Here is a 22950-nt window from a genome sequence, read left to right as displayed (position 1 = left end):
GATGTGCTCATCCCACTGTCAGTTCGACGTCCAGGCCGAGGTCCAGTGCCGTGACGCTGTGCGTCAGGGCGCCAACGGAGATGACGTCCACGCCGGCGGCGGCGATGTCCGCCACGGTGCGGAGGTTCACGTTGCCGCTGGCCTCCACCACGGCCCGCCCGGCGACCTGGCGGACACCGGCACGGAGTTCCTCAAGGCTGAAGTTATCCAGCATGATGGTGTCCACCCCCGCGGCCAGGACGGGTTCGATCTGGTCGGCGCTGTCCACCTCCACCTCGAAATGCGTTGTGTGGCCCAGCTGGGCTTTGGCGTCGGCGAGGAGGGCGGTCAGCCGTGCCGGGTCTCCCCCGGTCATGACGGCCAGGTGGTTGTCCTTGGCCAGCACGGCGTCGGAAAGGCTGTAGCGGTGGTTGGCGCCGCCGCCGCAGCGGACGGCGTACCGTTCCAGGATGCGCAGGCCGGGCGTGGTCTTGCGGGTGTCCGTGATGCGGGCCTTAGTGCCGGCAGCCAGTGCCACGAATTCGGCCGTCTTGGTGGCGATGGCGCTCATCCGCTGTGCCAGGTTCAGGCCGACCCGCTCGGCCAGCAGCACGCTGCGCGCCCGGCCGGTGACCCGGGCGAGCTTTGTTCCGGCGGCGAAGGCCTCGCCGTCGGCCACGAGCAGCTCCACCTGCGTGTCCGGATCCACCATCAGCATGGCGTCCCGGAACACGCTGCCGCCGCTGAAGACGCCCGGGACGCGGGCGTTGAGCACCGCGGTGGCGCTGGCCTCGGCCGGGATCAGCAGCTGCGAGGTGATGTCGCCGCTGGGCGCATCCTCCGCGAAGGCCCGTTCCAGAATCTCGCGGACTGGTGCTGCAGGCAGGGTCAGGTTAGTCATGGACAAGGCTCGCTTTCGGGCTCATTCTGAATTCTTCGTCTAGGTCGTGCGCCTGGTCTTGCAGGCTGATGACCGGCTCCGGCGGGCCGTCGTCGCGGTAGTGCGCGCCGAGCGACACCCGCCGCTCCCTCGCCGCGTGGACCAGCAGCTGCGCGGCGAGCAGCAGGTTGGCGTCCTCGTGGGTCCGCGGGTCCGCTGACTGCGGCACGGCTTCAGGACGGACGACGGCGGCCCACTCGGCCAGCGCAGCCCCCGCCTCCCGCAGCAGCCCCCCACTGCGCAACACCCCGGCATTAGCAGTCATCAGCCGCCGCAAAGCCCCCCGAGAAAACTCCCCGGCTCCGGCGGACACCTCATCGATAGGTTCGGTTCGGGGCAACCGGTCGAGCTCGCGTGCCGTGAGTTCAGGAACAGCGCCCAATATCTCCTCGGGGTAGGTCACAGCGGCTTGGGCATCCGTCCCCAAGTCGCGAGACAGGGCCACGGAAGCGTCGGCTGACGGTGCCCCGGAAGCGTGCGTCAAAGGGAGGCCGCTAGCGGCCGAGCTAGCACGCGGAGGGGTGCCGTTAGTCGACGCCCCCAGCGGAGTAGTGCTGTCTTGCGACGTCCCAGACGAGGAATCATCAAGGAACGCTTCAACAGCCCGCCGCCCGAAAACCAACCCTTCGAGGAGGGAATTGCTTGCAAGCCGGTTGGCGCCCTGTACTCCGGTGCAGGCGACTTCACCGGCCGCGAAGAGTCCGGGGACGGTGGTGCGGCCGTGCAGGTCTGTGGAGACGCCGCCCATCCAGTAGTGCGCGGCCGGCGCGACGGGGACGAGTTCCCGGGTCCAGTCAATGCCGGCTTCGCGTGTACGCCGCGTGATGGTGGGGAAGCGTTTCGCCAGGAACCCCGCGCCCCTGGCATCCTCGATGACCCGGGCGTCGAGATAGACGTGGCCGTTGGGGTCGCCGAGCGCGGCCAGGTGCAGGGCAATGCTGCGGGAAACGACGTCGCGCGGGGCGAGTTCGGCGTCGGGGTGGTATCCGTGCAGGAAGCGGCGGCCCTGGGCATCAACGAGGATGGCCCCCTCGCCGCGCACTGCCTCGGAGATCAGCAGCGGGTTCTGGCCGTCGTCGGACTTCGCTCCCCTGTCCGGCCTGACCGCTCCCCCGTCCGGCCTGACCAGGCAGGTGGGGTGGAACTGGAAGAACTCCAGGTCCGCGACGGCAGCACCGGCTCGCCAGGCGAGGGCCAGGCCGTCCGCGGTGGCAACGGAAGGGTTGGTGGTCTGTGCGAACAGCTGCCCTGCCCCGCCGGTGGCCAGCAGCACAGCGTCGGTCTGGATGCTTCCTGGCCGGCCGTCCTGCAGAAACTCAACGCCCGTGACCCGCCGGCCCTGCTGGAGGAGTGCGGTGACACTGGCATGGCCCACCAGCCGGATCCTGCCCGTGGCCTGCGCGGCCAGCACCGCGCAGATCAGGGCGTTGGCGATGCCGGCGCCGGTGGCGTCGCCGCCGGCGTGCAGGATCCGCGGCGCGGAGTGGGCGGCTTCGAGACCCAAGGCGGGGTCGCCGTCGTCGTCCAAATCAAAACGGACGCCAAAGCGGCCGAGCCCGGCGATGTCCCGCCGCGCCTCGGTGCAGAGCACCCGGACAGCCGCCGGGTTGCAGTGCCCGGCTCCGGCCTTCAGGGTGTCGGCGATGTGGGCGGCCACGGTGTCTCCGGGCGACGGCTCATCCAGGACGGCGGAAATGCCGCCCTGGGCGAAGTACGTATTGCTGTCCGCGAGCGCGCCCTTGGTCAGCAGCACAACGTCGGCGCCTGATTCCGCCGCGAGCAGCGCGGCGTAGAGGCCGGCGATGCCGCTGCCGACGACGGCGAGCCGCCGGTGGCCGGCAGTTCCGTTTTCGCTGGTCATTGTGGGCTCTCTATTGGGGCTTGGCGGCGAGCATGCGCTCGAGTGCCGTCCTGGCGTCCTGCTGCACGTCGTCGTCCACGGTGATGCGGTTGACCACCCGGCCGGCGACGAGTTCTTCGAGGACCCAGGCCAGGTAGCCGGGGTGGATCCGGTACATGGTGCTGCAGGGGCAGATGACCGGGTCCAGGCAGAAGATGGTGTGCTGCGGGTACTGGGCCGCCAGCCGGTTCACCATGTTGATCTCGGTGCCGATCGCGAAGACTGTGGGCTCGGTGGCTGCGGCGATGGCTTTCTGGATGAAGTCCGTGGACCCGGCGGAGTCGGCTGCGTCCACCACTTCCATGGGGCATTCGGGGTGCACAATGACGTTGACGCCCGGGAAGTCTGCGCGTGCCTTCTCGATCTGGGCCACGCTGAAGCGCTTGTGGACCGAGCAGAATCCGTGCCAGAGGATCACGCGGGAGTCCAGCAGGGCCTGTTCCTCGTTGCCGCCAAGTTCCTTGCTCGGGTTCCACATGGGCATCTGCTCGAGCGGGACACCCAGTGCCTTGGCCGTGTTCCGGCCGAGGTGCTGGTCCGGGAAGAACAGCACGCGCTGGCCGCGCTCGAAGGCCCATTCAAGGACCGTCTTGGCGTTGGAGGACGTGCAGACGATGCCGCCGTTCCGGCCGCAGAACGCTTTCAGCGCCGCGGAGGAATTCATGTAGGTGACCGGGATGACCGGAACGCGGCCCTCGGCATCGGGCTCGGTGCCGAAAATCTCCTCAAGCTGCTCCCAGCAGTCCTCCACAGAATCGGCGTCGGCCATGTCCGCCATCGAGCATCCGGCAGCGAGGTTGGGCAGGATGACAGCCTGCTCCGGCGTGGAGAGGGTGTCCGCGGTTTCGGCCATGAAGTGGACGCCGCAGAACACGATCGCTTCGGCGTCGGGCCGGGTCAGGGCGGCGTTGGCCAGCTGGAATGAATCGCCAACAAAGTCGGCGTACTGGACAACCTCGTCGCGCTGGTAGAAGTGGCCCAGGATGACGGCGCGGTCGCCCAGTGCCGTCTTGGCAGCACGGATCCGGGCATCGAGTTCAGCTTCGCCGGCAAGCTTGTACTCCTCGGGAAGCTGGCCCTGACGCGGCGTGGAGGCAGGCGCGACGTCCGCGCTGGAGGCCCCGGGACCGTATGCGGGAACGCCGGCGAGCGTTTCCGCGAGGTCGTATTCCCAGGGGCCCTTGGCAAGCGCCGGGCTGCAGGTGCCGCCGGTGCCGGCTGCAGTGGCCAGCTCGGCCTGTTCACGCGTGATCAGCTGGATGGCAGTATTGACGCTGCTCATGAGGTGCTCCTGTTATCTGGGTCGAGGCCGGGGCGGCCGGTAAATCGGTAAAGACGCGGCGGGCGGTGCTTGCCGCCCTGGAGGTATTCACCGGTTTCTTCGATTTCCGGCGTCGACTTGATCTGCCGGCGGAAGTTGGCGGGGTCCAGCTGCGTGTCCAAAACAGCTTCGTAGACCTCGCGGACCTGGGCGAGGGTGAAGTATTCCCCCAGGAAGTGGTAGGCGATGGAGCCGTAGGCCAGCTTGTTCCGCAGGCGCCAGAGGGCGTAGTCCACAATGCCGTTGTGGTCGAAGGCCAGGCTGCCGAGCTTGTCGGCGCGGAACCACCGGACGTTCTCGGATTCGTCCGCGAGGGCAGCTTCGGTGGGCTGGACCAGCGCCCAGTAGACGATGGACACCACGCGCTGCGTGGGCGAGCGGTGCATGCCGCCGAAGGCGTAGAGCTGCTCAAGGTAGCTGGGTGCCAGCCCGGTTGTGTCCCTCAGGTTCCGCGAGGCAGCGTCCTGCAGGGATTCAGCGTGGGTCAGCGGACCGCCGGGCAGGGCCCAGAGCCCTTTGAACGGCTCCCGGATCCGGCGGACCAACGGCAGCCACAGCGTGGGCCGGCCGGAGGACTCGCTGGGGCGGAGCGCGAAAATCACCGTGGAAATGGCGAGCGACGGCGGCGCGGACTGCCGCTCGGCCACGTTGGCTGAGGTGGTGTACACGGTAATCACCCGCTTCGCTGCGATCGGCCGGCCCGTTTGGGGGCGGCCTCGGTTAGTTATAGTCAATTTGACTCAAACTGATTCTACGGCCGGTTGCCCGGGATGCAAAATGTTTCGCCGAAAGTTGGGTGTAAATTCGAAAGGTCCCAAAAGGACCAGTTTCCCAACCCCAAGAAGGTACGCAGCATGACGATGAAGTCCACGGCAGAGCGACCCGCAGTACAGCTCCGCCACAGTATGAAACCCCGCCAACTCACCATGATGGGCCTGGGCAGCGCCATAGGCGCCGGGCTCTTTCTGGGCTCCGGCGCCGGTGTCCAGGCGGCCGGCCCGGCAGTTTTGGTTTCCTACCTTGTGGCTGGCACGCTCATCATCCTGGTCATGTGGGCGCTGGGTGAAATGGCGGCAGCCAACCCCAACAGCGGCGCCTTCTCCGTTTACGCCGAACGCGCCATGGGCAGGACCGCGGGGGCAACCGTGGGCTGGCTCTGGTGGCTGCAGCTGGTGGTGGTCATCGCCGCCGAGGCGCTCGGCGCCGCAGGGCTGCTGTTTTCGGTCTGGCCGGTGGTTCCAGTGTGGGCGCTCTCCCTGGTGTTCATGGTGGTGTTCACCGGCATCAATCTGGCCGGCGTGAAGAACTTCGGCGAGTTCGAGTTCTGGTTTGCCATCCTCAAGGTAACGGCCATCGTCCTGTTCCTCGCCATCGGCGCCGCGTTGCTCCTGGGGCTCCTTCCGGACGCGGCGTCCCCGGGTCTGGCCAACATCACCGGCGACTTCGCGCCCTCGGGCCTGGCCGGCATTGCCACCGCACTGTTCGTGGTGATCTTCGCGTTCGGCGGCACGGAGATCGTCAGCGTCGCAGCCGCTGAGACCGAAAACCCCGAGCACAGCGTCACCAAGGCCATCCGGACGGTCGTGTGGCGGATCCTCGTCTTCTACATCGGCTCCGTCTTCGTAATCGCGGCCGCCCTTCCCGCCACCTCGGAGGCCCTGTCCTCGCCGTTCGCGGGCGTCCTGGATGCCGCCCGCATCCCGGGTGCCGCCACCGCCATCACCCTGGTAGCCGTCGTCGCCCTGCTGTCCGCCCTGAACGCGAACCTGTACGGGGCGTCGCGCATGGTGTTCTCGCTGGCAGAGCGCGGCGAGGCTCCCGGCTTCCTGTCCCGGCTCAGCGGCGCGGGCGTGCCGATGGTCGCCGTCGGCGTCTCGGTCGCGTTCGGCTTCATCGCCACGGTCCTGGAACTGCTGTTCCCCGAGCGCATCCTGCCAGCCCTGTTCCAACTGGTCGGTTCCACGTGCCTCGTGGTCTGGGGTTCGGCACTGGTCTCCCAGCTCATCCTTCGCCGGCGCGCAGACCGCGACGGCACTCCCCTGCCGCTGCGGATGAAGGGTTTCCCCGGGCTTACTGTGTTCGGCCTCGTTCTGCTGGGTCTGGTGTTTGCCGTGGGCTTCAGCGCCGAGAGCAGCCGCATCCAGCTGATCAGCACGCTGCTGCTGATTGCCGGCATCGCCGCCGCCTGCTGGGCAGGGGCCCGGATCGCGGCATCCCGGCGCACCCGGTCACACAGGTAGCCGCACCTGCCAGGCCCGGGATTGCGGCCCCACCGCCCAACCAGGTAGCAGGACAGGGGGTTCCCAAGGCTGGGAACCCCCTATGCTGCCACCCAGTTGGGAAGCCGTGGATTTCCCCGGTCCGCCGGCAGGTAGAGTGGTGCCCATCCACGGCGGACCGGCGATGAAGCAGTCCAGGCGAGCCCTGTACATGAAGAGGACTGAGACTTGACGAGGACTGAGGCGATGAGCGGCAGACACACCGGTGAACAGCACTCCCACACGGTCGAGGGCACCGACCCGCAGCTATACGTCGGGATGCACGACCCCAAGAACGACGCCGGACTCCGCCCCATCCTCCTCATCCACGGCTTCTCCGCTTCCAGCAAGCTGAACTGGGAGGACACCGGCTGGATCCCGGCTCTCTTGGAGGCCGGCCGCCGCGTCATCGCCGTCGATCTTCCGGGCCACGGCCGGAGCGGCGCGCCGGAGGACATGGACTCCTACTCGCCCAGCCGGATCAGGGCGGACCTGCTGCAGATCGCGTTCGACGCTGGCGCCCGGCCTTTGCGCGACAGTGACCCCGCGAGCGGGCTGGACGTGATTGGATATTCCCTCGGTTCCCGGCTCGCCTGGGAGTTCGGCGCCACCCAGCCGGAGCTGGTCCACCGGCTGGTCCTGGGCGGCCCGAACATGGCCGACCCGCTGGCGGCCTTCGACCTCGTGGCCGCCCAGCGCTACCTGGCCGACGGCACGCCCATTGCGGACGCGTCCACGGCCGGGCTCCTCAGCATGGCGCAGGCGCTGCCGAGCAACAACATCTTCGCCCTGCTGTCCCTGGTGGAGGCCATCAAGGGTGAACCGTACGACCCGGCCGAGGCCGTGCCGCACATGCCCGTGCTGTTGGTGGCCGGCGAAAACGATGAACGCGCCACGTCCATGCCGCAGCTTGCCGAACTGGCGCTGAAGGCCGGTTCCACGGCCGAGCAGCTGGTGCTGCCCGGCCGCACCCACACCAACGCCATCACCAGCCGCGCCTTCAAGCAGGCGGCCATCGCGTTCCTCGGCAGTTAGGGGACCCGGCAGCTAGGGGACCCAGCAGCTGGCGCGTCCGTCAGCTGCCGCGCCGTCAGCTGGCGCGCCCGTCAGCCCGCGGATCGGCCGGGGGTTTCCCCTGCCCTGAATCCCCCCGCCGGAACGCCGTCGAATACCCCGGCGCCCGCCGGAGCCGACGGGCGTAGGCTGGACTTTGGGGGCGGAGACACCGGAAGAGGAACCCATGGGCATGGTTTTTGAGGACCGGGAAGACGCAGGACGGCAGCTTGCGGCCGCCCTGCCGCAATTCCGCGAGCGCCCTGACACCCTGGTGCTTGGCCTGGCCCGGGGCGGCATCCCGGTGGCCGCCGCCGCGGCCGAGGTCCTGCATCTGCCGTTCGGTGCCCTGCTGGTCCGCAAGCTTGGCATCCCGGGCCATGACGAGACTGCATACGGCGCGCTCGCATACTCAGGCGAAAGGATCGTCCGCCTTCTCAACAGGCCCCTCGTGGAGCGGATTTTGGACGACGGCGTCCGGCAGGAGTGGCTCGACCAGGTGGAGCACCGGGAGCGGACCGAACTGATGCGCCGCGCCGACAGTTATCCGGCCGTGCACCCCGATGTGAACGGCAAGACGGCCCTGCTGGTGGACGACGGCCTGGCGACAGGGGCCACCATGCGGGCGGCCGTTGAGGCCGTACGGATGGCTGGCGCTGCAGCGGTAGTGGCCGCGGTGCCCGTGGGTTCAATCGAGGCGGAGAAGTCGTTGTCCCGGGTCTGCAATGTCCTGTGTCTCCACCTGCCCGGAAGATTCCGGGCGGTGGGAGCCTTTTACCGGCACTTTGAGCAACTGAGGGACGAGGACGCCATTGCCCTACTGCACGGCGCCCGCATCTAGTGCCGGCCCACGCCGAGGGGCCGGCCCCTCGTTTCCTTCGCGAGTATCACGCCGATGGCTGAGATGACGCACAGAATCATGATGTAGATGCCGATGGAGCCGGTCCACTTGGTGCTCTGCAGGAGTGTCTCGGCAATGGTGGCTGCAAAGGCACCGCCCAGGATGGCGCCGAACGCGTAGCCGATCGAGATCCCCGAGTACCGCACATTGGCGGGGAACATCTCCGCGTACATGGCCGACATGGGGCCATAGGACAGACCAAGGCCCACTGTTAGGACAAACAGCGCCACACCGTAGAGCACTATGTCCTTTGTGTCGATGAGGGCGAACATCGGGATCATCCAGGCGAAGATGATCGCGTAGCCGGTCAAGAAGGTCTTGACCCGGCCGATCCTGTCCGAGAGCCAGCCGCCCACCAGGGTGAAGATCAGCCAACCGAAGGATGCCAGTGTGGTGGCCAGCAGAATCTGCGGCGTGGGCATCTTCAGTGTCCTGGTGGCGTAGGAGATAAAGAATGCAATCAGGAGGTAGCCTGCCGCGTTGTTGGCGATGAAGATCAGCGTGGAGTGCAGTACCGCCTTCTTGTGATGGCGGATGAGCTCACCGAGGGGCGCCTTGCTTTCGGCCTTGCGCGCGGCCATTTCCTTGAAGACCGGGCTTTCGCCTACTGCACGGCGGATCAGGTAGCCCACCACGATCAGCACGATGGAGAGCAGGAAGGGAACGCGCCAGCCCCAGGAGGCGAAGTCTTCCTTCGACATTCCGGTGTTCAGGAAAAACAGCAGCCCCGTGGCCAGAATCATGCCGACGGGAACACCGATCTGCGGGTAGGCGCCGAACAGCCCCCTCTTGTGCAGCGGCGCGTGCTCCACAGCCATGAGGGCAGCCCCGCCCCATTCTCCGCCGGCGGAGAAGCCCTGCAGCACACGGAGGAAGATCAGCAGGATCGGAGCCCACGCGCCGATTTGGGCGTACGTCGGCAGCATGCCAATCAGGGCCGTTGCGGCACCCATCATAATGAGGGTGAACACCAGCATCGCCTTGCGGCCCAGGCGGTCGCCAAGGTGTCCGGCAACGATAGCGCCGAGGGGGCGGAACAGGAAGCTGATGCCAATCAGGGCGAAGGAAAGGATCTGCGCCAGTCCCGGGTTGGATTCGTTGAGCGGGGCGAGGAACAGCGGGGACAGCAGCGTTGCCGTCAGCTGGGCGAAGATGAAGAAGTCGTACCACTCGATAGTGGTGCCCACCAGCGTGCCGGCGAGGACTTTGCGTTCCTCACGCTTGCTGCTGGGGCCAACCTCTGAATCTACGGGTGAAGTTGCGGTCATTGAAACTCCGTGGCCGGGGGCAGTGCTACTGCCAAAGTTGATGTGAAGCTGCTCGATTTACTGATCGAACGGTCAGTTAGTGTGAGGATACTACGAAGTGTGATCTGGCGCACCCCTCAGCTGGTCTGGCGCAGAACTAGCGCAGGCGCGCCATGGCTGATTCGCCAGCAGTTCGTCGGCGGGGCCCGCTGCTGAATTGACCATCATCCTCGATCCCTAGCGGCGCATCCCCTTGTCTCTGGCGCATCGTGCCGCAGTCACCCTAAACTGTCTCCATCAAAGCTGTTCTATAGTTGAACCGGCAATTCCTATATAGAACGGTTGCCGAGGTGACAGGCTCCAGTAGCCCCTTTGGCTAGCCGCCCCGCTTACATGCCTAGGATGGACAGCATGACTCCCAACGCCGGTGCCGCAGCAGAGGTTGCGCCCGCCCAGACCTCCCCATCGCAGACCCTCTCCCGGGGCATCCGCGCTTTGGAAATCCTTGCCGAAGCCGACCGCCCGCTGACTATCGCCGAGCTTGCGGAGGCCATGGGCGTACACCGCTCCGTGGCCTACCGGATTCTGCGGACCCTTGAGGACCACTCCCTGCTGGTGCGCGACGACGCCGGCCGGGTCCAGCCCGGCCCCGGCCTCGCGGTGCTGGCCCGCGGCGTTTCGCGGAACCTCCAGACCGCCGCCCTGCCGGAACTGACCCAGCTGGCCAACACGCTCAACATGACGGCCTTCGTGGCGGTGTGGGACCACCAGGACTGTGTGACGCTTGTGACAGTGGAACCCCGGCATTCAGCGGCTACGGTGCTCCTCCCGGGATCGCGCCATCCAATAAGTACGGGCGCGCCCGGCATCGCCATCCAGTCTGCACTGTCCGAACACGAGTGGAACCAACTCGCTCCCGGGACGCCCTACCGCCCCGAGGCTGCCGAAGCGCGCCGCCGCGGTTACTCGGCCAGCCATGACGAAGTCATCGCCGGGGTTTCCTCGCTTGCTGCGCCGGTCCGTGTGCCCGGCGGACGCCCGGCGGCTATCGCCGTCGTCTACATCCGCTCATCGCAGGATCCGGCCGAGGTGGCCGCCGCCCTGACCGCCAGCGCGGCCCGGATCGAAGGTCAGCTCGCCTGAGCCGACCGCCTCCGGGAACGGACGACGACGGCGGCCGCCGCCGCCCCGAGAGCGAACAGTGCCGCCGCGGCGGCTGCCGAGACGAGGAAGGCGGCGTGGTGGCCCCCTTCCTGTGCCAGTTGGCCGCCGATGGACGAACCTAGGGCGGTGCCCGCGACGATGCCGCTGGCGAGCGCCGTCATCACAGTGGCCAGCCGGCCGGCCGGCGCCACCAGCCCGCCGATGGCAAACACCGTGACCATGACCGGGCCCACCGGCAGGCCCAGCGCAAGCAGTACCAGCACCATGCCCCAGCCGTCGGTTGGAAGGAACAGCAGGGCAGACAGCCCGGCCATGGCTGCCGCCCCGGTCACCCACCGGGCAGTCACGGGGAAGCCGGCCGGCCAGTAGGCCACCGAGATCGCGGCCGCGGCCGAGCTGATCCCCATGACGGCGTACAGGAGTCCGGCCGCCTCTGACGTTGCGAAACCGGCGGCAAACGCGCTCAAGGCTGCCTGCGTGGAGCCGAAAAACGTGCCCATGCAGACCATGGCCAGGACCGGAAGTGCCACGGCGCTCAGACCGGCAAGACGGCTGCCGGCCCGGGTTTCGGCATTTCCTCCGGCGGCATTTCCTCTAACTGCGCGGCTGCCGGCGCGGGTGCCGGCGGCAGCCCGCCGCGGAACAGCCGCATGGGTACGGTGGACGGCGAAGGCCGGAACGAGCGTGAGGGTGAGCGCGGCGGCCAGGGCCAGCGGCAGCCATGGTGCTACCAGGCTGGCGAGGACGCCCACGAGGGCCGGACCGAGCACGAACGTCAGTTCGTCGGCCGTGCTCTCATAGGACAGCGCGACGTCCAGATCGGTGCTGTCCCCGGCGCGCCGGCTTTCGGCTGTGAGCGCCATCCACCGGACGCGGGCCAGCGGGCCGACCTGGGGGCAGCTGAGGCCTGCCGCCAACGCGGCCGCGATGACGCCCAGCGCGGCGCCGACGTCGTGCACCCCGGGAATCAGATACGCGGTGGCAATGACGGCAAGTACGGCCACGACGTTCAGGATGGCCGAGATCAGCAGTACCGGGCGCTGGCCGAGCCGGTCGGCCAACCAGCCGAGGATCGGCGCACCGACGGCCGAGCCGATACCGACGGCGCCGGCGGCGGCTCCGCCCACGGCGTACGAGCCGGTGACCGATGTGGCAAGGGTGAGGGTTCCCAGGGTCAGCATCGCGAGGGGCAGGCGGGCAAACAGGCCCACGGGCAGGAATCCCCTGCCCGCCAGAGCCGGCAGGCGCGCGAAACGGCCGCCGAACTGCGGGGTGGGCGCCTTGGTGTTGGCGGAAGGGGCGGGACGGGGGGCGGCGGGTGGTTGGGGCGCCGTTGAAGTGCTCATGTATGCGGGCTCGTTCAGTCGTGCACATCGTCCCTCCTCCCGATGCGCTGAACCCGGTAACAGTCCCATAGTACTGGACACGTAAATGCGGGACGCGGAGGTCCTGGCGGCGGGACGCCCGGTGGGCGGAAACCCAGCCCGACGTGAACCCGGTGATGCCGCCTGGCGGCGGGCATCACCGGGTTCAGACCGTTACGAGCGCATCGACGATGTGCACCGTGGAGCCGTTGCGCTGCTTCACCACCTGGAGCTGGCTGCCGATGCGCTGCTTCATCTCCCCCACGTGGCTCACCAGGCCGACCACGCGGCCGCCGTCGCGGAGGCCCTCCAGTGCATCCATGACCTGCTCCAGTGCCTGCTCGTCGAGGCTGCCGAAGCCCTCGTCGACGAACAGCGTTTCAATGTCAACACCGCCTGCTTCCTGCTGCACCACGTCCGCGAGGCCCAGGGCCAGCGACAGCGAGGCCATGAAGGATTCCCCGCCGGAGAGCGTCGAGGTGTCGCGGCGGCGGCCGGTCCATTCGTCTATGACTTCCAGCCCCAGCCCGGATTTGGCGTTCCGGGCCGCCCTCGCGTCCGAGTGCTGCAGTGTGTAGCGGCCGTCGCTCATGGCGACGAGCCTTTCCGATGCGGCAATGGCAACCTGCTCCAGCCGTGCCGCCAGGACATACGCGTTCAGGCTCATGCGGTAGCTGTTGTCGCCGGAGCCGCGGGCCGTTTCGGCGAGGCCTCTCAGGACCTCAGCGCGTTCCCGGGGCTCCCGGCCGGATTCAGCGAGTTCCCCATACTCTGCACGGAGCCGTCCCAGGGTCTTGGCGCCCTGCCGCGCCATGCCCGCCGCCAATTCGATGTCCTTTGCTGCCTGGGTGGCCTGTTCGGCTTCCGTGCGCAGCAGGTCCAGGTCCGCTGGGGTGGTCGCGGAGCCGCTTTCGTGTTCCCTGGCTGTCTGTTCCTTTGCTGCGACAACGAGCTCTTCGCTGGCGAACAGCTCCTCCAGCCGTACCTCCTCGTCGCGCCCGGCCTGGACTGCAGACTCCAGCCTCGCCGCCTCCGTCCTTGGCAGCAGGGCCTGGCGGGCCTCAGCGGCCGATGCGAATCCGGCCTCGGGAAGAGCGCGGTCAAGCCCGGTCCGTGCCTCAGCCAGGCGGGCCGCAGCCTGGCCCAGCTGCGACTGGGCAGCGTCAGCCTGTTCGAGAATGTCGATAACCTGGCCGATGGCGTCTCTGCGGACACTGAGGCTGGCGTGGCCGGCACGAAGCGCTTCGAGCGACGATTCAAGGGCCGCGGACTGCCCTTCTATTTCGGTCAGGGCGGATTCTGTTTGCGCCAACTGCGACAGCATGTCCACCCGCACCTGCTCCGTGGCGTCGATGCGCTCAGCAAGTTCCTCCTGCCGGCTCCTGCTCGCTGCCAGTTCCGCAACGGCCGCGGCCGCCCCGGCAGCAGCTTCCCGGGCGGCCTGGGCGGCTTCCTCCGCTTCGGTGGGATCGGTGTCGCCGCCTTGGCCGGCGAGAACTGCGACCAGCTGCCTGGCCTCGGAGAGCTCCGCTTCCAGTGCAGACAGCGCCTTCTCGGCCGCCTCGCTGCGCTCCTTGGCTCGTTCCTCTTTCTCGGCAAGCCCCAGGACGGAGTCCCCGGCGGGAACCGGCTCGGGGTGCTCCGGGCTGCCGCAGACGGGACAGGGCGCCCCGCGTTCCAGGTGCGAAGCCAATTCAGCCGCCGCATTGGACAGGCGTTCCTCGCGGACGTCCAGCCATTGCCGGCGCAGTTCCTGGTGGTGTTCCCGGCCTTTGAGGTGCCGCTCGGTGACGGCAGCGCACCCGGCCGCAGCAATTCCGTAGCGCCTGACAACGTCCACCAGCTCGTCGGCGGCGGCCGCTTCCTTGGTGCGCAGCACGGATTCCCCTGCCAGCTGTTCAAGCGGCTGAAGGGCTGCACGCAGGGCCTCCATCTCGGTGCGGAGGGAAAGCAGCCGGAGGGCGTGGTCATCTCCGGCACGCGTGAGTTCCTGCCGCCGCTTCGCAAGCCCGGCGGCCCGTGCATGCAGGCCACCCAGCCGGTCCTCATCGGCAAGGCGTTCGCCGATCACAGCGGCCAGGGCCCGCAGCCGCGAAAGCTCCGTGACCACGTCGACGGCGGCGTGTTGGGTGACGGCGCCGTGTCCCGGAGCGCTGTGTTCCGCAGTGCTGTATTCCGTAACTGCCAGTTCTGAGCTGGAGCTGGCTGCCTCCCGCACGCCGGCAGAGGCGAGGTCCAAGGCTCTTTCCGCCCGGGCAAACAAGGCCTCGGCGGCGGTCACGGCCTTCAGCTGGCCGCCTAGGAGCTCGGCCTTCCGGTGCAGGTCAAGCGCGGCTCCCGCGCTGGTGAGTCCAGGGGCGGCGGCCTCTGCATCTGCCCTCCGGCGCAGGGCAGCAGCAAGCTTCAGGCGCCTTCCCTCCCTTGCCAGCTCCGCTTCGAGCCGCTCCGTGCACCCGCGGCGCTGCTCCTCGGCGGATTCCGCCTCCCCGGCCAGGGCCGAGGCACGCTCCGAGGCTGCAGACTCCAGCCATGACAGAAGTTCGCGACCGCCGGCAGATTCCGGCGCCCCATCGGGGTCGACTTCGAGAGCCGTGGCCTCCGCCCTGGCCCTCGCCACCAGCAGGCCCAGCCTGCCCTCAAGATCGGCTACTTCACTTACGGCCCCGGCGGCCTGTAACGCAAGCTCCCGCTCCGCTGCCTCGAACCGTTCGGTCCCGAAGAGCTTCTGCAGCAGGTCGAGGCGGTCAGAAGCCTTGGACCGGAGGAACGCGGCGAAGTCCCCCTGGGGGAGCAGAACCACGCGGGTGAACTGCTCCCGGTCCATGCCGAGGAGCGCTGTGATCTCCGCCCCGGCTTCGTCGTTCCGGCCGGACTTTTCCACCCACGCACCTGCCACCCGTTCGCGCAACAGCGTCTTGGCCTGCTGGGTGGTGAACCCGTTCCGTCCGCGGGCGCTGGGCTTGTCCCAGGCCGGCGACCGGGAAACCTCAAAACGCCTGCCCCGGGCGGTGAATTCGCAGGTCACGCGGGGTTCGGCAGCCGAGTCCGCGTGGTCGCTGCGCAGTCTCTTGCCGTCCTGCCGCGCGCCCGGCACCGATCCGTAGAGGGCGTAGCAAATGGCATCCAGCACGCTGGTCTTGCCGGCGCCGGTAGGCCCATTAAGCAGGAACAGCCCGTGGGCGCTCAGCCGGTCAAAATCGATTTCCTCGGTTCCGGCAAACGGCCCGAACGCAGAGATTTCCAGACGGTGGATCCTCACAGTGATGCCTCCTGAAGACGCACGTTCTCCAAAGCTTCGGTGAGAGCGGCCTGTTCCGCCGTGTCCGGCTCCCGGCCGCGGACGTGTTCCAGGAATCCGCAGCAGACGGCGAGGTCATCCTCCGCCTCCGCCAGCCGGCTGCTGTAGCTCGCCTGGGAGGCGGCGGATGCCCCCTCCGGCTCGAAACCGAGGACGAGCGTGTCCGGGAACCTGGCGCGCAGCCGCTCCATGGCCTGGGCCGGCCGCTGGGCGTCCGTCAGGGTCACCTGGCAGTAGGCTTGCTCGGCCCAGGCGTGCCCAGGGGACTCCAGCAGCCCGTCGAGTGTCCCCCGGAGGACGGCAAGTTTCCGGGGCGCGTCCCAGAGGATCTCCTCCACGGCGGTGACCCCGGACTCGTCAACGTCAACGAGCCAGCCGCCCTTTTGGTGCTTCGCTTCGGAGAACGAGTACGCCAGCGGAGAGCCCGAATACCGCACCTCGGCAGAGAGGGACTGCCGGCCGTGCAAATGGCCAAGTGCCGTGTAGCTGAAGCCGTCAAACAGGTCCAGGGGCACGGCGCCCACTCCCCCGATGCTCAGGTCGCGTTCGCTGTCCGAGCTGATGCCCCCGCTGGCGAAGGTGTGTGCCAGCACAACGGAATGGACCGTCCGGGACGCGCTGCGCGTGGCGACGTCGGCCCTGATGCGTTCCGTGGCGGCGCGGGTGGCTTCGAAGTGGCTGGCGGTGTCCACTCCAAGTTGCTCGGCGACCAGCCGGGGTTCGAGCCAAGGGATGCCGTAAATGGCCAGCACAGAATCAGTCCCCGTGCCGCCGAGTGGCAGCAGGACGGGGACGTCCAGCTCCTGCAGGCGGGTGCGCAGATGAACGCCGCCCTTCTCCAGAAGCCGGGAGGCGAAGCCGAGCCGGATGGCGGAGTCGTGGTTTCCGCTGGTCAGCACCACCTGTGCGCCTGCCCCGGTCAGCCGGACCAGGGCATCGTCCAGGAGGTTGACGACATCGACGCCGGGCAGTGCCCTGTCGTAGACGTCGCCGGCGATCAGCACGACGTCGACGGAGAGTTCCCTGACCCGGGCAACCAGTTGGTCGACGAAGGCGCGCTGGGCGTCCAGCATGCCGACGCCGTGGAAAGACCGGCCCAGATGCCAGTCGGAAGTGTGCAATAACCGCATATTCATAAGCTAGACGCGGGCACCGACAAAATAGCTGACCCCGCGCCTCGGCGCGTCAGGACTCCTTGCTGCGCGGCCCGTCGAAGAAGTCGCGCGCCTCGTCGCCGCCTGCATCAGGCGCTGCGGCCGTGCCGCCCGCATCGGTCCCCTGACCGTCAACCACTTGCCGCTCTGCCGCCCGGGTTTCTGCGGCCGTCGCGGTTTTTTCGACTGTTTCGTAGCCTGAGGCGCCGTCGAAGTCGTCCCCGAGCTCAGACCCGTCATCCGCCTCGGCGTCGGCGTGGTCCGCCCCGCCCGCGGCGGCTGCGCTGCGGCCCTGGGCGTCGGCGAACCCACGGAAAACAAGGCCAGCGATACCGGCACCGACGACCGGGGCCACCCAGAACAGCCACAGCTGCTCCAGCGCCCAGCTGCTGCTGAACAGCGCCGAGGCGGTGGCCCGGGCCGGGTTGAAGGGTGCATTGCCAAGGGCCTGGCCCAGCTGCAGCAGCACGGCAAATGCCAGCCCGACGGCGAAGGGGGCAGCGGCCGCGTGGTTGTTGCGGCGGGCTGTCATGCCGAGGAACACGGCGACCAGGAGGGCTGCTCCCAGCACCTCCACGAGCAGCACGCCGGCCATCGACGTCTGGATCACGGAGTGCTCACCGAAGCCGGCGGTGACGGTATCAAACGCCGTGCGGGCGTCGGAGATGTTGGGCACGGTGCGGAGGATGCCGAACAAGGCGAGCGCGCCCGCCGCCGCGCCGACCAGCTGCGCGCCGATGTACGCTGCTGCAGCGGCGATGCCGATCCTGCCCGCCACCAGGTTGCCCAGGGTGATCGCCGGGTTGAAATGCCCGCCAGAGATGTACGCGAAGGCCAGCATCGCCGCCGTCACGGCAAGGCCTCCGGCGAGGGCTCCGGGCAGCGGATTGGACTGCGGCAGGGTGAAGAGCGGCACACCCAGCCCGGCGACCACCAGAAAGAGCGTTCCGAACGCCTCCGCTCCGAGCCTGGACAGGAGCCCGGGCCGGAATCCGTTGTCACCGGCGGAATGCCGGTCATCGGTCGGGGGGACGGACACAGGGGTGCTCATGGGGGAATCCTTTTGTTTCTGTCAGCGGGGAATGCCGCTCGCTTCGGGAGCCGGCCCCAGCAGTCTGGCAGCAAAGTCTGGACGGTTGCTGAATCCGAGCTTATCCTCCGGCGCCCGGACCCCCGGCATTGCGAGTGCGACATCACAGCACGGTCCGGGGGCACAGCGGTCAACACCGCAGCATCCAGAATCACAGAGTCGGGACAGCTCCGGCGGGCAGGTAAATTTGCCTGCATGAGCAATGTTCCCGGCACCGTTCCGTCCCCCGAGTCCCGCATCCATGGCTGCCTGCTCGGCGGCGCCCTGGGCGACTCGCTCGGCTACGCCGTCGAGTTCGATCCCATTGACGAGATCCGGCGCCGTTTCGGCGCCGCCGGACTCCGTGATTTTTCCGCGCTCGACGGCGGGACCCACTTCTCGGACGACACCCAGATGACGCTGTACACAGTCGACGGGATCGTCGAGGCCCTGGAGTGGGCCAACTCGGGGGTTGGTGCTGACGCCAATGCCTGCGTGTGGCTTGCGTACCTGCGCTGGCTGGACACGCAGGGAGTGCCCGTTCCCGAATCCGCGCCGCGGCCGCAGTCGCGTTGGATTGACGGCCAGGACGTGCTGCGGCACCGGCGGGCACCCGGCAACGCCTGCCTGAGCGGGCTGGCCACCGGCCAAATGGGGACCATCGTCCGGCCGGTCAATCCCGATTCGAAGGGCTGCGGAACCGTCATGCGGTCCGCGCCCTTCGGCCTGGTGCCGCACATTCCGGCGGAGGCCGTGTACAAGTTGAGCTCGGACGCAGCATCGCTCACCCATGGGCATCCCTCCGCCCGGCAGAGCGCCGGCGCTTTCAGCCTGCTCATCCATTACCTGGTGCAGGGCAGCAGCCTGGCCGAGGCATCACAGGCCGCACTCGCCCGTGTGCTCGCCGATGACGGGGCGGCGCCCGAACTCCGCGAGCGGCTGGACGCCGCAATCCGCCTCGCCGGCCAGGCCGGCGCGGACCCGGTATCCAGTTCGGTGCCCGGTTCGGTGCTCAGCCCGGAGGAATTGGTCCGTGCACTCGGTGAGGGCTGGGTGGCGGAGGAGGCCCTCGCCGTCGGACTGTATGCGGTCCTGGCGACTGCCACCGCATCAGAGGTAAATGGCGAGCCCGACCCGGTGGCCCACTTCAAGGCCGCCATCGCGCTGGCCATCAACCACAGCGGCGACAGCGATTCCACCGGCTCCATTGCCGGCAACATCCTGGGCGCGTACTACGGCACGGACTGCCTGCCCGCGGACTGGCTCGAAGCGCTCGAGGCCCCCGAGGTGATCCGCGGCATGGCCGGGCAGCTGGTTGCCGTCACGTCTGCCTGAGCGAAATGTTGTTGCAGGCCTCGCAGACGTCCTCCGGGATGAGGCCGCGGCGCTGCAGCAGGCCGAAGATCGCACAGCCGAGGCAGAACCCGGCGAAGGCCTCCAGCGAGGCGGCAACAATCAGCACAGCGAGCAAAATCCACGCGGCGGGCGCCAAGCCGGCGGCCAGCAGGACGGCGGCCGCCGTGGACATGGCGGCGCCGATGCCCTGGGCGAAACGCTTGGGCGGCCCGGGCACCAGCTTGACCCGTCCCAGCCGCGGAGCGAGGATCCTGACAGAAAGCAGGGCGAGCGGGGAGATCCTCGGCCCGAACAGCACGCGGAGCCAAAAACCGGCGGCAATGACCGCCAGTCCCCAGCCGAAGCCGGTGAGCAGCGTCGCGGCAGCCAGCAGGACCACCAGCCCGGCGGTGATGCGGGCCGCGTATTCGTTGACCGGGTTGGGGAAGGCGAATGCAGCACTCAAGCTGCCCGCGGTGTCCTGTGTGCCCCGTCTGCCCAGAATTCTCAGTTTGCCCATGCGGCAAGGCTAGGAGAGGGTCCGTGGCGGGCAAAGCTTTATTGCGCCATGTGTACGGGCGCCCCGCCCACCATCTGCAGGAACTCCCCTTCGGAGATCACCTCGATGGCCTGGCCGCGGTCGTGCAGCTCCAGCACTCGTTTGGCCTTGCCGGTGAGCCGGCCGGAGCGCAGGTCGCCGGCCACGAAGCCGTCGCCCACCACCAGGACGCTGGTCCGCGCCGTGACCCGGCTTTCCGGGCGCGCCCCCAGTTCCGCGGACCGCGTCTTCGCCTCGGGCCGCGGCATCGCGAGCTGGCCTGTGAACACGACGGTCTGGCCGAACAACGGGTTCCCGGGTTCGGCGTCGGGACTGGGCTCGGGATTGGGCCCTTCCTCGGGCCACCCGCTGCGGAATGGCCGGACCGCCCGGGCAGCACTGGCGCCGCCCGCGGCGGCGAGGGCTGAGACGGTCGCCTTGGAAAGCTCGCCAGTGACCGGGTCGAACGCGGCCTGTTGCGGGATGGACAGCCCCAGCGAAAGGTAGAGCTCGGCAATACTGTTGGCCCGGTTGCGCCCCGCGATGTCGATGAGGATGCCGGCGCACGCCCGGGCGTCCTCGGCGGCGTCGTGGTGGTTCACGAGCGGCACGCCTGCTTCCTCTGCCGCAAAAGGCAGGGAATTGGACACCAGGGAGTAGCAGCGCCGGGACAGCATCACGGTGCACACGTAGTCGTAGGCGGGACCGGGAAGCCCCGAGACTTCAAGCCCGGAGCGGATCACGCCGAGGTCGAAGGCGGCATTGTGGGCCGCAAGGATGTCGCCGCCGATGAACGCGCCGATCTCCGGGAACAGCTCCCCGAAACGGGGCCGGCCGGCCACCTGTTCGGGCCTGATGCCGTGGACGCGGACGTTGTGGTAGTCGAACGAGTCGTGGTTTTCCGGAGGCCGCATCAGCCACGAGGCCTCCTCGACGATGACGCCGCCGCGGACCTTGGTGAGGCCAACGGCGCACGGCGAACCGCGGAAGCCATTGGCGGTCTCGAAGTCGATCGCCGTAAAGTCCAAACCCACGGGGACAACTGTAGCCCGGCGGGGGCGCGGAGCCCGTCAAGTACCCTTGAAACGTGAACTTTAATGCATTGAGCGACTTTGCCGTGCCCGCGCTGGGTGGCGCCGGCCCCGTCCAGCCGCAGCTGGCATCATTCCTGCCCGATTGGCTCAACCCCCAGGTCTTCCTCGCCGACCCGGCCCTTGCCCCGTGGGTTGTTCTGCTGGTGTGCGGGATTATCTTCGCCGAAACCGGGCTGCTGATCGGATTCTTCCTGCCCGGGGATTCCATGCTGTTTACGGCGGGCCTGCTCGTGGCCACGGACACCATCAAATTCAACATCTGGCTCTTCACCGCGCTGATCATTGTGTCCGCCATCATCGGCAACCAGACGGGCTACCTCATCGGGTCCAAGGCGGGCCCTGCCATCTTCAACAAGCCGGACTCGAGGCTTTTCAAGCATGAGAACGTTGACAGTGCGCACAAGTTCTTCGAAAAGCACGGCGGCAAGGCCCTGATCCTGGCACGCTTTGTGCCCATCATCCGCACCTTTGTCCCGGTCATCGTGGGCGTTGCCCAGATGGACAAGCGGAAGTTCTTCCTCTTTAACGTCATCGGCGCCTTCCTCTGGGGCGGCGGCGTGACGCTTCTCGGCTACGTGCTGGGCGACAAGATTCCATGGGTGCGGGAAAACCTGGACATCATCTTCATCGTCATTGTCCTGCTCTCGGTAATTCCTGTCGGCATTGAAGTTGCGCGCGGCATGACCTCCAAGCGCGAGGCCGCGGCCTTCGGGACGGACCCGGTGGAGGAGTTCATCGAGGAGCACGAGCCCGAGGCCGAGCGCAAAACGAATCTGGACTGACCGGCGTTCCGGCATGCTTTCCTAACGAGCCGGACCCTGAAACGCGGAAGGGCACCTCAGAACTGAGGTGCCCTTCCTGTTTTCAGAAACCAACTGTTCGCGGAGTTACCGGAGTGCCTCGACGATCGAGGGAAGGAGCGCACGGAACGCCAGGCCACGATGGCTGATGGCGTTTTTCTCCTCCGGGCTGAGCTCGGCGCAGCTCCGGTCCAGGCCCATGGGTTCCAGGACGGGGTCGTAGCCGAACCCGCCTTCGCCGCGCGGTTCACGCAGCAGCGTGCCGGCCAGCTGGCCATACTCCACCACTTCGCGGGCCCCGTCCGCGGATGCCGACGCCGGCACGGCGAGCGCCGCAGCGCACACAAAGGCGGCACCGCGGTGGCCGTCCGGCACGTCCGCCAGCTGGGCCAGCAGCAGGTGCAGGTTGGCGTCGTCGTCACCGTGGCGGCCGGCCCAGCGCGCGGAGAAGATTCCCGGCGCGCCGCCGAGGACATCCACTGAGAGCCCGGAGTCGTCGGCGATGGCCACCAGTCCCGTCGCCTCTGCCACCGCCCGCGCCTTCAGCAGCGAGTTTTCCGCAAAGGTCACCCCGGTTTCCGCGACGTCGGGGGCTCCGACGGCGGCCGCGTCCACCACCTGCGTGTCGACGTCGAGCCCTGGGATCTGCCCGCGCAGCAGCTCCCGCAGCTCCCGCAGTTTCCCGGCGTTGCGCGTGGCCAGCACCAGCCGGGGTGCCGCCTCAGTTGCGGGCTCGCCGCCGGCGCCACTCACGGCGCCTCGGCCAGGGTTTCGCGCTGGATCGCGGCCAGCTGTTCCGTCCCCAGCAGTGCCAGGTCCAGCAGCTTATTGAGCTCGTCCCGGTCAAAGGGGGCGCCCTCGGCCGTGCCCTGGACCTCCACGAACTTGCCGGAGCCGGTCACCACGACGTTCATGTCGGTTTCGGCCCGTACATCCTCGATGTACGGCAGGTCCAGCATGGGAATACCGTCGATGATCCCCACGGACACGGCGGCGATGGTATCGACCAGCGGCTGGGCGTTGCGGGCGATCATCTTGTTCTCGCGGGCAAAGCGGATGGCCTCGGCGAGCGCCACGTAGGCGCCGGTGATCGCCGCCGTCCGCGTACCGCCGTCGGCCTGCAGGACATCGCAGTCCAGGACGATGGTGTTCTCCCCCAGGGCCTTGGTGTCGATGATCGACCGCAGCGAGCGCCCGATCAGGCGGGAGATCTCGTGGGTGCGGCCGCCGATCTTGCCTTTGACGGACTCGCGGTCCGAGCGGGTGTTCGTGGCACGCGGGAGCATGGCGTACTCGGCGGTCACCCAGCCGCGGCCTTCGCCCTTGAGCCAGCGCGGAACACCTTCGGTGAGGGAAGCGGTGCACAGGACCCGGGTGTTGCCGAACTCGATAAGGGCCGATCCCTCGGCCTGCTTGGACCAGCCGCGGGTGATGCTGATGGGCCGGAGCTGGTCCGGGGTGCGGCCGTCGGCACGGATGACGGGGGCAGTGGTTGCTTCGGAAGTCATGCCTTTAGCTTATCGATTTATCGGGCT

At 68.1% G+C, this 22950-nt stretch carries 19 protein-coding genes; 6 read left to right on the top strand and 13 right to left on the bottom strand.

Going from position 1 to position 22950, the window contains the following annotated elements; all coding sequences use genetic code 11:
• Nucleotides 1-7 precede the first annotated feature (7 nt).
• The 4 genes from nadC to J7I85_RS06230 are packed head-to-tail and all read right to left on the bottom strand — an operon-like array spanning nt 8 to nt 4808.
• Nucleotides 8-880, bottom strand: coding sequence for a carboxylating nicotinate-nucleotide diphosphorylase (nadC, locus tag J7I85_RS06245; RefSeq protein WP_214848094.1), 873 nt, complete (start codon nt 878-880; stop codon nt 8-10).
• Nucleotides 873-2780 carry an L-aspartate oxidase gene (gene nadB / locus J7I85_RS06240; RefSeq protein WP_214848085.1) on the bottom strand — a complete coding sequence of 636 codons (1908 nt, stop codon included), beginning with the start codon at nt 2778-2780 and terminating at the stop codon, nt 873-875. The genes nadC and nadB overlap by 8 nt, the downstream gene beginning before the upstream one ends.
• Before the next feature lie 10 nt (nt 2781-2790).
• Nucleotides 2791-4101 (bottom strand): quinolinate synthase NadA, encoded by a 1311-nt coding sequence (gene nadA, locus J7I85_RS06235; RefSeq protein ID WP_214848083.1) that lies wholly within the window; start codon nt 4099-4101, stop codon nt 2791-2793.
• Entirely contained in the window at nt 4098-4808 is a 711-nt protein-coding gene (locus J7I85_RS06230; protein WP_214848081.1) for an NUDIX domain-containing protein, read from the bottom strand. The genes nadA and J7I85_RS06230 overlap by 4 nt, the downstream gene beginning before the upstream one ends.
• A gap of 186 nt (nt 4809-4994) precedes the next feature.
• On the opposite strand from J7I85_RS06230, the gene J7I85_RS06225 reads away from it, so the two are divergent.
• The 3 genes from J7I85_RS06225 to J7I85_RS06215 all read left to right on the top strand — a co-directional run bounded on the left by J7I85_RS06225 (nt 4995) and on the right by J7I85_RS06215 (nt 8292).
• On the top strand, nt 4995-6380 hold the full coding sequence (locus J7I85_RS06225; protein ID WP_214848076.1) for an amino acid permease: 1386 nt from the start codon (nt 4995-4997) through the stop codon (nt 6378-6380).
• A gap of 225 nt (nt 6381-6605) precedes the next feature.
• Nucleotides 6606-7433 carry an alpha/beta fold hydrolase gene (locus J7I85_RS06220; protein ID WP_214848074.1) on the top strand — a complete coding sequence of 276 codons (828 nt, stop codon included), beginning with the start codon at nt 6606-6608 and terminating at the stop codon, nt 7431-7433.
• 205 nt (nt 7434-7638) lie between these two features.
• Nucleotides 7639-8292: a phosphoribosyltransferase gene (locus J7I85_RS06215; protein ID WP_214848071.1), complete on the top strand. Its 654-nt coding sequence runs from the start codon at nt 7639-7641 to the stop codon at nt 8290-8292.
• Here J7I85_RS06215 and J7I85_RS06210 read toward each other — a convergent pair.
• Nucleotides 8289-9620, bottom strand: coding sequence for an MFS transporter (locus tag J7I85_RS06210; protein WP_214848069.1), 1332 nt, complete (start codon nt 9618-9620; stop codon nt 8289-8291). The genes J7I85_RS06215 and J7I85_RS06210 overlap by 4 nt on opposite strands.
• A gap of 390 nt (nt 9621-10010) precedes the next feature.
• Here J7I85_RS06210 and J7I85_RS06205 point away from each other — a divergent pair, with 390 nt between their 5' ends.
• Nucleotides 10011-10742, top strand: coding sequence for an IclR family transcriptional regulator (locus J7I85_RS06205; RefSeq protein ID WP_214848067.1), 732 nt, complete (start codon nt 10011-10013; stop codon nt 10740-10742).
• Here the strand turns inward: J7I85_RS06205 and J7I85_RS06200 are convergent.
• From J7I85_RS06200 to J7I85_RS06185, 4 genes are all read right to left on the bottom strand, one after another.
• A complete protein-coding gene (locus J7I85_RS06200) occupies nt 10730-12109 on the bottom strand; it encodes an MFS transporter (protein ID WP_214848059.1) in 1380 nt (459 codons plus the stop codon). The genes J7I85_RS06205 and J7I85_RS06200 overlap by 13 nt on opposite strands.
• A 184-nt stretch (nt 12110-12293) precedes the next feature.
• Complete coding sequence (locus J7I85_RS06195) at nt 12294-15386, bottom strand: AAA family ATPase (RefSeq protein ID WP_214848057.1); 3093 nt, start codon at nt 15384-15386, stop codon at nt 12294-12296.
• Entirely contained in the window at nt 15383-16555 is a 1173-nt protein-coding gene (locus tag J7I85_RS06190; protein WP_214848055.1) for an exonuclease SbcCD subunit D, read from the bottom strand. The genes J7I85_RS06195 and J7I85_RS06190 overlap by 4 nt, the downstream gene beginning before the upstream one ends.
• A gap of 55 nt (nt 16556-16610) precedes the next feature.
• Nucleotides 16611-17630, bottom strand: coding sequence for an MIP/aquaporin family protein (locus J7I85_RS06185; RefSeq protein ID WP_214848053.1), 1020 nt, complete (start codon nt 17628-17630; stop codon nt 16611-16613).
• Nucleotides 17631-17864: 234 nt separating this feature from the next.
• Here J7I85_RS06185 and J7I85_RS06180 point away from each other — a divergent pair, with 234 nt between their 5' ends.
• Nucleotides 17865-18983, top strand: a complete 1119-nt coding sequence (locus J7I85_RS06180) for an ADP-ribosylglycohydrolase family protein (protein WP_214848052.1) — start codon at nt 17865-17867, stop codon at nt 18981-18983.
• Here J7I85_RS06180 and J7I85_RS06175 read toward each other — a convergent pair.
• A complete protein-coding gene (locus J7I85_RS06175; RefSeq protein ID WP_251023994.1) occupies nt 18970-19503 on the bottom strand; it encodes a DUF4395 domain-containing protein in 534 nt (177 codons plus the stop codon). The genes J7I85_RS06180 and J7I85_RS06175 overlap by 14 nt on opposite strands.
• A gap of 38 nt (nt 19504-19541) precedes the next feature.
• Complete coding sequence (locus J7I85_RS06170; protein ID WP_214848051.1) at nt 19542-20555, bottom strand: exonuclease domain-containing protein; 1014 nt, start codon at nt 20553-20555, stop codon at nt 19542-19544.
• A gap of 68 nt (nt 20556-20623) precedes the next feature.
• Between J7I85_RS06170 and J7I85_RS06165 the strand changes: the two genes are divergently transcribed.
• Entirely contained in the window at nt 20624-21397 is a 774-nt protein-coding gene (locus J7I85_RS06165) for a DedA family protein (RefSeq protein ID WP_214848486.1), read from the top strand.
• Nucleotides 21398-21502: 105 nt separating this feature from the next.
• Here J7I85_RS06165 and rdgB read toward each other — a convergent pair whose 3' ends face one another.
• Together rdgB and rph are read right to left on the bottom strand one after the other, a co-directional pair.
• Complete coding sequence (rdgB, locus tag J7I85_RS06160; protein WP_214848049.1) at nt 21503-22168, bottom strand: RdgB/HAM1 family non-canonical purine NTP pyrophosphatase; 666 nt, start codon at nt 22166-22168, stop codon at nt 21503-21505.
• The gene (gene rph / locus J7I85_RS06155; RefSeq protein ID WP_078026682.1) at nt 22165-22923 is read right to left on the bottom strand and encodes a ribonuclease PH; all 759 of its coding nucleotides are present in this window, start codon (nt 22921-22923) and stop codon (nt 22165-22167) included. The genes rdgB and rph overlap by 4 nt, the downstream gene beginning before the upstream one ends.
• Nucleotides 22924-22950: the final 27 nt, after the last annotated feature.

It is taken from the genome of Arthrobacter sp. ISL-65 (assembly GCF_018613795.1).
Taxonomy (GTDB): domain Bacteria; phylum Actinomycetota; class Actinomycetes; order Actinomycetales; family Micrococcaceae; genus Arthrobacter.
Note: the sequence above shows the minus strand (reverse complement) of the source record. Positions and strands in the feature narration are given on the sequence as shown.